This window comes from Anaerolinea thermolimosa (assembly GCF_001050195.2).
In the GTDB taxonomy this organism is placed as follows: domain Bacteria; phylum Chloroflexota; class Anaerolineae; order Anaerolineales; family Anaerolineaceae; genus Anaerolinea; species Anaerolinea thermolimosa.
The window spans coordinates 2,399,445-2,411,093 of sequence record NZ_DF967965.1 but is presented as its reverse complement, the minus strand read 5'-3'; the positions used below and the strand labels follow the sequence as shown (position 1 = coordinate 2,411,093).

5 protein-coding genes are annotated in these 11,649 nt (G+C 54.6%); 2 read left to right on the top strand and 3 right to left on the bottom strand.

Annotated features, from left to right (window positions below):
• Positions 1 to 18 precede the first annotated feature (18 nt).
• The 3 genes from ATHL_RS10885 to ATHL_RS10875 all read right to left on the bottom strand — a co-directional run bounded on the left by ATHL_RS10885 (position 19) and on the right by ATHL_RS10875 (position 3,298).
• Positions 19 to 864: a carbohydrate ABC transporter permease gene (locus ATHL_RS10885; RefSeq protein WP_062193478.1), complete on the bottom strand. Its 846-nt coding sequence runs from the start codon at positions 862 to 864 to the stop codon at positions 19 to 21.
• A gap of 46 nt (positions 865 to 910) precedes the next feature.
• A complete protein-coding gene (locus ATHL_RS10880) occupies positions 911 to 1,807 on the bottom strand; it encodes a carbohydrate ABC transporter permease (protein ID WP_162787675.1) in 897 nt (298 codons plus the stop codon).
• A 147-nt stretch (positions 1,808 to 1,954) separates the two neighbouring features.
• Positions 1,955 to 3,298 carry an ABC transporter substrate-binding protein gene (locus ATHL_RS10875; protein ID WP_062193471.1) on the bottom strand — a complete coding sequence of 448 codons (1,344 nt, stop codon included), beginning with the start codon at positions 3,296 to 3,298 and terminating at the stop codon, positions 1,955 to 1,957.
• Positions 3,299 to 3,774: 476 nt separating this feature from the next.
• Between ATHL_RS10875 and ATHL_RS10865 the strand changes: the two genes are divergently transcribed.
• Both ATHL_RS10865 and ATHL_RS10860 read left to right on the top strand, forming a co-directional pair.
• Positions 3,775 to 4,674, top strand: a complete 900-nt coding sequence (locus ATHL_RS10865) for a GGDEF domain-containing response regulator (RefSeq protein WP_062193466.1) — start codon at positions 3,775 to 3,777, stop codon at positions 4,672 to 4,674.
• Positions 4,675 to 4,689: 15 nt separating this feature from the next.
• On the top strand, positions 4,690 to 11,646 hold the full coding sequence (locus tag ATHL_RS10860; protein ID WP_062193463.1) for a GAF domain-containing protein: 6,957 nt from the start codon (positions 4,690 to 4,692) through the stop codon (positions 11,644 to 11,646).
• Positions 11,647 to 11,649 lie beyond the last annotated feature (3 nt).

Genomic DNA, 11,649 nt, shown 5'->3' with positions numbered 1-11,649 from the left:
AAATTCTCCAGATATGGATCAGCCTTTAAGGGCACCTGTGGTTAGCCCGGCTACGAACTGACGTTGCATGAGGATGTAGACGATCACGATGGGGAGAATGGAAAGGGTGAGTGCGGCGGTCAATGCAGGCCAGTTGGTAGAATACCGCCCGACCATAGCAAAGAGGGAAGGCTGGAGCGGGCGCATGAGAGGGTCATGGATGAAGGTGGCGGCAAAAATAAATTCGTTCCAGGTGCTCATGAACTGGAAGATGGTGATTGTGGCGATGCCGGGGCGCGCCAGGGGGAGCATGATCTTCCAGAAAATGCCAAACTCGCTTGCTCCGTCAATGCGCCCGGCGTCTACCAGTTCGGAGGGTAAAGTTTGAAAGAAGGAACGCATCAGGAACATCGAGAATGGCAGCCCGCCGCCGACATACGCCAGGATCAACCCGTAATGGGTATCGATTAAATTGAGATCGGTGAGCTGTAAAAAGAGCGGGATGATCAAGACCGCGCCGGGAAGCATCAGCGTGGAAAGCAGGATCAAGAAAATGATCTGTTTCCCGGGAAATTCGATACGAGCAAAAGCATATCCTGCGAGTGTGGCCAGAAAAACCACTGCCAGAACAGTGACCAGGGTGATTTTAATGCTGTTCCAGAAGTAAAGGGTGATATTCAGGTTTTCGAAGACGTATTCATAGGCGCTGAATGTCACTTTGGAGGGGAAGAAGCTTCCGCTGTAAGTCTCGGAACGATCTTTCAGAGACATTAAAATCATCCAGACCAGTGGGAAGATCGAGGCCAGGGTCAGGCCAATCAGAATGAAATAGCCAGCGATGCGCGAAAGGAGATGGATGGTTTTGTAAGAGGCGGGGTTTTTCATGTCCCCTCCTGAAACCACAGGCAGGGAGTGAGTCGGGGTGGTTGAACTAGTAGACATCGGTTCTCCTTCCCGTCAGGCGAAGTTGAATGGCGGTACCAATCATGCTCAGGATGAGGATAACGACACCCACGGCAGAGGCATATCCCATGGATGGAGACCCCCCGCCTGTAGCGCCGAAAGCGGTTACATAAAGGTAGGTGCCAAGCACTTCAGAGGCGTGGTTGGGTCCGCCTGTGGTCATCACATAGACCACATCAAAGACTTTAATACCCCCGATGATGTTAATCACCATGACGACGGTGGTTACCGGCCAGAGCATGGGAATGGTGATGTGGACCAGTTTCTGCCAGGAGTTTGCCCCGTCGATGCTGGCTACTTCGTAGAGTTCGGGGGGGATGCTCTGTAAACCGGCGAAAAAGATCACCATGTAGAAGCCGAGGGATGCCCAGAGCGATACTACAATGATGGCCGGCATGACGGTAGAGGGATCGGCCAACCATTGACGTTTGAGGGCGGCAAGCCCGAGGGTGGTTAAGGCACTGTTGAGAATGCCAAAGTTGCCATCATAAATCATCCTCCAGAGCAGGCCGGTCACGACCAGGGAGATGATATTTGGCAGGAAAAGGATGGTGCGATAAGCAACATCACCACGCCAGCCAGCGTTGAGTAAGACGGCGACCAGCAGAGGGATGATGGTTTGCAGGATGGTGGTGGCGACCATAAAGAAAAAGGTGTTCTTAAGGGCAATCCAGAAGATACGATCATTCATCATGTTGATGAAGTTCTTCAGCCCGATGAAACGAGGTTGATCGTATCCGGCCCATTCGGTCATGCTGATGCCAATGGCGCGGAAGAATGGGAACGCAATGAACACCAGGAAGAAAACCACGGTCGGCAAAATGAAGAGATAGCCGTACAAAGCCCGACGCTTTGTTTCGGTCATGTGAAAAAGAGATTGCCAGCGGCTGGAGAATGGTGAGGAAGATTGCACGGTCACCTCTCTTGAGTAAGAAAACGAGCCAGATCAAGGAAAAGGAAGGTACCTGTATAGTATGGCACCTTCCTTTCCCGATTGGATTAAAAAACCACCTTACCGACTGCGGGCTGCAACGACATCAGCTTCCATTTGCTTGGCAGCGGCTTCGGGGGTGGCCAGCAGACCGGTGACAGACTGAACATTGTTGCTGACGGCATCCCAGGAGCCTTTGCCGAAGAGGATGTGCGGAGCGCCATCGGGCAGCCAGGAGGTCATTTCCTTCATGATGGGGTGCTCTACCAGCTTGGCCGCCTCGATGGTGGACGGCATACTGAAGGACTCATTCATGATCTTGGAATAGCGGTTGTCATCATAGAGGAATTTCAAGAATTCGATGGATTCGGTGATGTTCCCCTTGGCGTAGACGGACAGCGCAGCACCAGCCTGGTTACCGCACCAGTGGCGTTTTCCTTTTGCCCATGCGGGTGTCTTGAAGACACGATAGGATTCGGCGAATTCTGGCGAAGCATCAGCGATAATACCGGCGGGCACCCAGGAACCGGCGAAGAACATGGCGGCCTTCCCGGAGTAGAAGAGCGCGGTAGACTGGCTCCAATCGGTGCCATTGACACCATCCTGGAAGACTTTGCCCTTCACGAGCTTCTCTACCAGCCGCAGGGATTCGATGACGGGCTCGCTGTCCCAACTTACACCGGGCTTGGTGTGCTCGTCCAGGTCATAGACCAGGTCGGGGTTGTCGGTTGCCTGGGTGATCAGGGGCAGGAAGAAGTCGGCGCCAAGCCATTTATCGGCGTTGTTGAACGCCCAGGGAATGATGCCGGCTTCGATGAACTTGGGAGCAATGGCGATGATGTCGTCCCAGGTTTCGGGCAGGTCTTTGACGCCTGCCTGTTCGAAGAGCGCCGGGTTGTAGAAGAACCCGAAAGTTTGGGCCATCCACCCAATGGCAAATTGCTTGCCTTCTGCCGTGAACTGTCGGCGGGTGGAGGGGAAGAATTTGGAAAGGAATTCTTCTCCGAAGGCAGGGATCAGATCGATGGTTTGCCCGGCCAGGCCATATTCGATGGCGTGTACGTGGGGGCCGAAAATATCGGGGGCTTTTCCACCGGCGATGGCCGCTTCGAGCACCTGCAGGTATTCGGAAGAGCCATATACCCGGTTCTCGGCGACGACCTTATCCTGGGATTGGTTGTATTCTTCTACCGCCGCGTTAAGCTGTTTCTCGGTTTCGGTATACCAGGTCCAGATGACGATTTTCTTTTTCTCGCCAGAAGCAGCCGGGGCTGTGGCGGGCTTTTCTTCGCCTCCTGCGGCAGGTGCCGGGGTGCTCTTGGGGGCGCAGGCGGCCAGGACAGATAAACTGGCGGCACCGGCTGTGTACCCCGCCGCAACCTTGAGGAAGTTACGACGCGACACTTTTTGAAGATCCTTACTCATTTCTTTCCTCCTGTGAACACTGAAAAAATAGAGAACCCGAACGGTATAAAACACTCCAACTTCAAGCGTGGGCTTCCCTGAGGCTGAAGTGGTTTTACAGAAGTTCTTGATGGCGTTTGGATCAGGCCGGGTGGATTACTCATATCGCGACGAAAGGTATCCTCAGAAGAAGCGGGAAGGCGAAGGAAATCGATGAAGAGATGCACCCAGGTGCACATGCCTCAAAGAGGATCCGGATGACCCAAGGCGAAGGTATTACATTACTGTGTCATAATGTAATTACAAGTTACAGTATAGCGTAAGCAAGCGAGCATGTCAAGACCTTTTCAGAAGGATTGCTCATCTTACAGTTGACTAACAGATTCTTGTGTGACGGGGTTCTGTTGAGGTGCAGTGATGCAAAATGTTATACAATGGAGTCTGGCGTCTCGTTTTGATAGAATTTTGCTTCAGGAAAACCATTTCGGGAGGCTGACATGGGAAAAGCTCGTCTTTTGATCGTCGAAGACGATATTGATATCTCCAATATGTTGAAGATCTACTTCGCCAGCCAGGGGTATGATGTGGAAACAGCCCTGCGCGGCCAGGACGCACTGGAAAAAACCCGGCAGAGCATGCCTCATCTCATCGTACTGGATATTATGCTTCCTGACATTAACGGATATGAGGTGTGCCGCATTCTGCGGACGACCACTCGAACCAGCCATATTCCGGTTATTTTCCTGACGCAGAAAGACGAGCGGAGTGACCGTTTACAGGGATTAGAACTGGGCGCCGATGATTATATTACCAAACCCTTTGACATCGACGAATTGAAACTGCGGGTGCAGAATGCCATTGCCCGCTCGGAGCGTGAAAGTCTGACCGACCCGCAAACGGGGTTGCCTGCCGGGCGGATGATCGAAGATCAGCTCCGACAGGCCATTCGCAAACCTGCTGGCTGGGCATTTCTGGATGTGAGGATCAATCATTTTGAGCCGTTTAAAAATGTCTACGGGTTTATTGCAGCGGGAGATGTCTTGCGTTTCGCGGCCATGCTGTTGGGCGAGGTGATTGATGAACTGGGTACCCCCAATGACTTTCTTGGCCATGCTGGTGGAGATAATTTTGTGATCCTGACGGCTGAAGACCGCGCCGATGCGATTAAACGCCGCCTCAAAGAGCGTTTTCGTGATGAAGTGGTCACCCATTACAATTTTATGGATCGTCAGCAGGGGTATATCCTTGCTCCGGACTCGGATGGCCACATCGAGCCTACCCCATTGATGACCCTTGCGGTGGGGGTTGTCTCTCCAGCCACGCATTATTTTGCGGATATTCGGGAAATTACTGAACTTGCAGCAGAGGAACGCCGGCAGGATTCACTGAGTAAGTAGGGCAGGGGAACTGCTGTGGACACTCTTCATCTGGGCCTGGGGTTGGTGCTCGTCGGGCTGTTCTTTTTTGCAACAGCCTTTCTGGTGACACGTGCCACCCCTGCCTTGCGCCCAAGAGAGAATGACCTTCTCGTTGCCCAGAGCCTGCAGGGGAACCTGGAAGATGCCGTCCTGGTAGTTCGATCCGGAGGGCGGGTCTCGGCGATGAACGAACGGGCGCGCCAGGTTTTTGGTCTGGAAGCGGAAGAATTGCCCGATCTGGAACGGCTGGTGCGGCGAATTCGTCCACCGGATGCATTTCTCAACCTGTGTGCTGCCGAAGGCCAGGCGCATTTTACCCTCGATGATCGTTTTGTTGAAGCTACCTCGTATCGCCTGGTTTTTTCGCAGGAAACGCTGATCGTGGTGGCCCTTCGTTTTCCAGAGCTGGCGGCAGAGCTTACCGGGCAGGAAACAGGCGCCAGTGCTCAGACTCTGCGTATCTTTACGGAACTGAGCGCGGCTATGGCCGCCAGTCTGGATGTGGAAGAGACGATTCAGGCGGTCATGGAGAATGTGGAAAAGCTGATCCCCGCCGATTTTCTTGAGATCACGATCTGGAATGCGGATACCCAGCAATTGACCCCTTACCGTTATGGCTGGCAGTCGACTTCTCAGCGGGGGTTACTTAAGGTTTCGCCGCCCTACCGCCATGTTGAGGGAACCAGTGGCTATTTGTACCGTGAACGCTCTCCCCTGTGGATTCAAGACGTAATTCAGCGCTCAGACCTTCACCCAGAATCCGAAAGGATGCCGGGAGTGCGGTCGTACCTGGGTGTGCCTCTCATGGTAGGGCGGGAATTTGTAGGTACGCTGGAGCTGGGCTCGCGCACTCCTGAGGCTTTCCATGAAGCCGATCTTACTCTGCTTCGCTTGCTTTCCGGGCAGGCGGCAGTTGCCATTCACAATGCGCTGATCTACCGGGAGGAAAAAGAGCGCAGTGCTGAGCTGAGCGGGCTTTCTCAGCTGGCTCAGGCGTTTGGTTCGGTACGTGATCCCAGGAATCTGTTTTCTCGACTGGTAGAATCCATTGCTCCTCTTCTCCGGGTTGAGATCCTTGGCTTTATCCTTTACAACGAAAATCAACGGATGCTGGAGGCTCAGATTCCGTTTCATGGGTTGCCCGACCAGATTGTGGAACTTTATCGGGCTCCCGTACCGGTAAACTCGGCGGCAGAGCAAATGCTTCTTGACCAGGATGTGCTTATTTCTGAGGATGCCTCCAGCGACCCTCAATGGGAAGCACTGGGACTTTCTTTTGTGGCCCAGGCGGCCAGTCTGCGCGAGACGGTGCTGGTGCCGTTAAATTCGGGCGGCCAAATGCTGGGATATTTGCAGGCCGCCAATCACCCGGGGGGCGGGTCGTTTTCTCCTTCTGAGCTCCATTTGTTAACCATCATTGCCAATCAGGCAGCCTCGATCATTGAAAATGCCACCCTGGTGCAACAGGCGCGGCAAAGAGCTCAGCGGGCTGAAGCCTTACGTCGAATTTCCAGCCTGGCAGGGTCGGCGGCGACGCTGGATGAGATTCTCAAATATTCCATTCAGGAGTTTACCCGTCTTTTACGTGCCGATGTAGGGGCGATCTATTTGCTGGATCCCTCATCCTCGCAGTTACAGCTACACCAGGCTTCTCTGTTTGGTGCGGCTTCTCTGCCAGATGAATGCAGGCAGCTGCTTGTCGATCAGCCAGAATTTCCTTTCACCATTACCGGTTCACAACGCCTGTTGAAGATTGACTCCCTCTCTGACTCGGATGCCGTAATCCCATTTTATCGGGAGGCTTTCAAGGTGTGGGGGGCTCAGTCAGTTATCGGGGTGCCTCTCATCGTGCGTAGCGAGGGGATCGGTGAGTTGCTGTTTGTCAGCCGCGAAGCGCATTTCTTTGACCACGCTGATGTGCAAATGATCGCCACCGCCGCCGGGCAACTGGCCGGATCGGTAGAGCAAATGGCCCTGCGTTCGCAAACCGACGAATCGTTGCGGCGGCGGTTGGAACAGTTGACCGCAATCACCCGACTGAGCCGGGAGTTGAATGGTTTTTCCCGCCTGAGTGATTTGATCCAGCGCGTTCATACAGAAGCTCTGCAACTAACACGGGCTGATTGCGGCATCCTTCTGGTATTTCAGGACAGAGTGGGCGAAGATGGTCTTCCGTCTGTGCGCGAAGCTTTTGGGTTGACCTGCCAGCCTGGACTGACCTGGGTGGAGAGGAAAGTTTTAGCCCGGAACAGTTCGATCCTGGTACGAAGTATTCACCAGGAAGCCGAAGAACCACCTCACGAGGGGGTTCTGGCATGTCTCAGTGTGCCATTCTTCCACCGTCAGCGGGTGATCGGGTTGATAAGCCTTCATAGCAGGTCGGAGAATGGCCTGGATGAATCCGCTTTAGAAACCATGCAGACTCTGGCGATGCAGGTGGGGGCGGCCATGGGGAACCTGATCCAGGCGGAGGAACAGGCCCAGCGCAACCTGTTGCTCAAGCGTGAGCTGGATACGCTGGCTGAGTTGTTGCGGGTCTCGCGTCTGCTCAAACCAACCCTGCCGCTGGAGGAATCACTGATTACTATCAGTGAAGCCATCCGGCAGGCCACGCCTTTCCAGGTAGTGGTGATCAGTGTGGTGGATGCACAGGATGGGCATCTCCGCAGGGTGGTAGGAAGTGGCCTCTCACCGGAGCAGTGGGAAGAGTTGCGGAGTCATCGTCAGCCCTGGAGTGGGTTGAAAAACCTGCTTCGGCCCGAGTTTAGAAACGGGAGTGTGTACTTTATTCCGGCTGACCAGACCCCCATAATTCCGCCAGAAGTGCATACTTTACCAGTAACCCCGGGAGGGGATTCTCATTCACCGGATGCCTGGAATGCCGATGACTTTTTGCTGGTGCCGTTATATGACTCGTCTAATGAGCCGATTGGATTAATCAGTGTGGATGCACCATCCGATGGCCGCAGACCGGATCGTCCTACTTTTGAGGCGTTGGATGTGTTTGGCCTGCAGGCCGGGCTGATGATTGAGAATCACCGGCGAACTTCATCGCTTGAAAGTCGGGTTGCTGTTTTGGAAAATACCCGGCAACAACTGATGCACGTAGCTGAGACTGCCCGTCAGAATTTACCTGTCCTGTTACGAAAAGACCTGGAGCAAACCCTCGCTTTGCAAGATCTCAGCAACCGCATCGAGCGTATTCGTGCCCTGCTTGAGATCGCGGCTCAAGCCGCGGCTGAAGAAGAAGCTTCGGCTGTTTTACAAACCCTTTGCCGGGGCTTGCTGATGCACTTTGCGATGCAAACGGCGCTGATCGCCGAGGCTTCGTCTGGCGGTGTTCGGTTGGTGGATACACTGGGCACAGTCCCGGAAGGCACAAACCCTGAAGCCTTGATGGGGCAGCGGAATCCTTTCCACTGGCTGCTTCAGGAAGGGCAGGAAGCCAGGGGTGTGTTGCTCATTTCAAGCCTGGAAAACGATCCTGACTGGCATGGAACACCGCTTCTCTCGGCCCTTGGAGCACGAAGCGTCATCGCCCTTCGATTGACCGGTACCGAAAACCCCACGGCGGTAATGGCGGTTGGGCGGCGCAATCTGGGAGTGTTTTCGGAAGAGGATTACCGAGTTTTCAGGCAGGTGGCCGATCAGGTGGGTACGTCCTTGCAGAACCTGCGTCTGCTCACCGAGACCAAACGGCGGCTGGATGAAGTCAATCTCTTGCTGGAGTTCAGCCGAAGCCTGGGAAGCCTGGAACCGGAGAGTATCCTTACCACCCTGGTTGAAAATGTAAGAAAAGTTTTGCCGCAGGCCCAGGCTGCCTGGGCAGGAATGATTCACGAACAACAATTGACGGTCATCCCTCAGGTTTCAAGGGGGTATGCAGATGATGAAGCCCATCGGATGATTCGCTACAGCCTGGTGAGTGCGACGGGGATTCTTGGCGAGGAACCGCGCCTGTTGTTGCTTCGGGTTTTACGTTCCGGTGAACCGCTGCGAGTTGCCGAGGTGGATTTTGCCACGCAATACCAGCTTTCGTCAGAAGACCTCATGCGCTACCGTCAGGCCACGCGGGGTAAACTGCCGGTCTCCTGTATGGTACTGCCTTTGCGTCCGGCAGACCGGATCAGTGGGGTGCTGGTATTGGAGAATTTTGAGACCAGCGGTGCGTTTTCTCCAGAAGATGAGGCGCTGGCCTATTCATTTGCTCAACAGGCGGCTCTGGCTCTGGATAATGCCCGTCTCTTCCAGGCAGCCGAGTCGCGCGCTGATCAATTGCTCAATCTTACCCGCGCTTCGGCCAAATTGACGGCCAGCCTGCGACAGGAAGAGCTCATTGGTTCGCTCCTCGATTACCTGGCGACGGTCATCCCCTATGAGACGGCAACCCTCTGGATGCGGCGCGGAAATGTTCTTTCGATCCTTGCCGCTCAGGGCTTTGAGGATAATGAGAGCCGTATTGGCCTTACCGCCGCGGTAGAAGACAGTGCCCTGTTCCGGGAAATGATTCAGACGGGAGAGCCTGTCACGGTGCGGGATGTGCGTGCTGATCCACGCTTCCCATCTCTGGTAGAGCCAGAAAATCTTTCCTGGCTGGGAATGCCGCTGATTGTCAAAGGGGAAGTCATCGGGTTGCTGGCGCTGGAGAAACGTGAAGCAGGTTTCTATTCTCCTGAGCACATTCACGCCGCTGCTACCTTTGCCGGGCAGGTGGCGGCAGCTTTGGAGAACGCCCGTCTGTTTGAAGAAAGCCTGCGTCGGGCTGGCGAACTGGACCAGCGCTCCCGAAGGCTGGCGCTGCTTAACCGGCTGTCTGAAGAATTAGGGGCTTCTCTGGAAATGGGGACGATTCTCCAGGTGACTGCCGAGCACATGCTTGGGGCGTTGAATGCATCCATAGTGGCAGGGGTGATGATTGGCCCGGGGGATAAGTACATTCTGGAGATAGAAACCCCCCCACAGAGGGCCCATTTACCCATGGCCCTGCTGGATGTGCCATTGTTTGACCGTTTGAAAGACTCAAAGGGAATTTTCTCCACCGTTCAGGTCTCTGGTGAGCCAGACCTGGCGCCGATGTTTGAGGCGTACTTTGCCCCACGCGGTATTCTCTCGGTTCTTATTGTGCCCCTGCTGGCAGGTGGAACGCTTTATGGGTGGCTCATGGTGCAAAAAAATGTGAGCTACCGCTTTACGGTTTCCGAAATTGAGCTGGCACGTACGGTATGTAACCAGGCCGCTATTGCCATTCAGAATGCACGGCTCTTTGAAGAAACGCGCACTCTGAGCGAGTTCCTGGAACGGCGCGTCGAAGAGCGTACCAGCGAGTTACGCAGAGAACATCAGAATTCGCAGACGCTCCTGCGGATTATCAGTGAACTTTCGACCAGCTTGGATATGGGGTTGGTGATGAGCCGTGCCTTAATGGTGATCAATGAATCGATTGGGTCTCAGGAGAGCCTGGCGATGCTTTTGGAAAGCACCCAGAAGCCCTATCGGGCCGGTGAGGCATTGACCTCAGCGGGTGGGGCGGCTGAGAATGGTCTGGCGCTGGAGAGGCGGATCATGCGTGAGGCGGCCCGCTCGCGGCAATCTCTCCTTATCGAAGATATTGCAAAGGAAAGCCACTGGCTGGAAGAAGGCTCGAGCTTACCTGCCTACCGGAGTGTGCTGGCGGCTCCACTTATCATGGGAGAAGATGCCCTCGGAGCTCTGTTGTTGTTTCACCGGGAGGCGGGGTTCTTCCAGGCTTCGCAGCTGGGGCTTGTAGAGGCAACTGCCCGGCAGATTGCCATCACGATTAACAATGCTGAATTGTTCAACCTGATCCGTGATCAATCGGAAAACCTTGGGAATATGCTGCGTGAGCAACAAATTGAGGCCAGCCGCTCGCGGGCGATTCTAGAAGCTGTGGCTGATGGAGTTATTGTGACCGATGCCAGCGGTCAGGTCACCCTTTTTAATGCTTCAGCAGAACGTATTCTTGATCTGCCGGTTAATGAGGTGATCGGAAAGAGGCTGGACGCCTTTACCGGGGTCTGGGGACGTTCCAGCCTGAGCTGGGTACGCACGATTCAACAATGGTTGAAGGACCCGCAGTCGTACAAAGGGGATGATTTTGCCGATGAATTTGACCTGGATACCGGGAGTGTCATCGCGGTTCATCTTGCTCCGGTTTTCTGGCGTTCACAGTTCCTGGGAACGGTTTCCATCTTGCGCGACATTACCCACGAAGTGCAGGTAGACCGGATGAAATCAGAGTTCGTGGCGAATGTAAGCCACGAATTACGCACCCCGATGACCTCGATTAAAGGGTACGTGGAAATCATGCTGATGGGGGCGGCAGGTGAGTTGACCGCTCAGCAGCGCCATTTCCTTGAAATCGTACGCAGTAACACTGAGCGCCTGGGCACCCTCGTCAATGACCTGCTCGATCTCTCGCGGATTGAGTCGGGGCGGGTGAAGTTAAATTACCAGTGGCTTGATTTGCGGGAAATTGCCCACGAGGTGATCCTCGATGTACAGCGCCGTTCACGAGAAGAGAACAAGCCCATGACCTTTGCCCTGCAGGCGGCGGATGATCTTCCGCAGGTGATGGGCGACCTGGAGCGTATTCGGCAGGTGATTGGTAATCTGGTCAGTAACGGGTATAACTATACCCCTGCAAACGGCACAGTGACGGTGGTTCTGAGCCATCAAAATGGAGAAATTCAGGTGGATGTAAAGGATACGGGCATCGGCATTGCCCCCGATGAGCAGCCCCGCATGTTCGAGCGGTTTTACCGCGGCGAGCATCCGCTTGTGCTGGCCACTGCAGGAACTGGCCTGGGACTGGCAGTGGCCAAAACGCTGGTAGAAATGCACCGTGGACGCATCTGGTTTACCAGCCCGGGCATTCCGGGTGAAGGAAGTACCTTTTCGTTCACCTTACCTCTTGATCAGAATCTGGAGTAGTCA

Excerpts from the sequence above, each read along its gene's own strand:
- ATHL_RS10885 (WP_062193478.1), bottom strand. The coding sequence starts at position 864 with ATGAAAAACCCCGCCTCTTACAAAACCATCCATCTCCTTTCGCGCATC.
- ATHL_RS10880 (WP_162787675.1), bottom strand. The coding sequence starts at position 1,807 with ATGACCGAAACAAAGCGTCGGGCTTTGTACGGCTATCTCTTCATTTTG.
- ATHL_RS10875 (WP_062193471.1), bottom strand. The coding sequence starts at position 3,298 with ATGAGTAAGGATCTTCAAAAAGTGTCGCGTCGTAACTTCCTCAAGGTT.
- ATHL_RS10865 (WP_062193466.1), top strand. The coding sequence starts at position 3,775 with ATGGGAAAAGCTCGTCTTTTGATCGTCGAAGACGATATTGATATCTCC.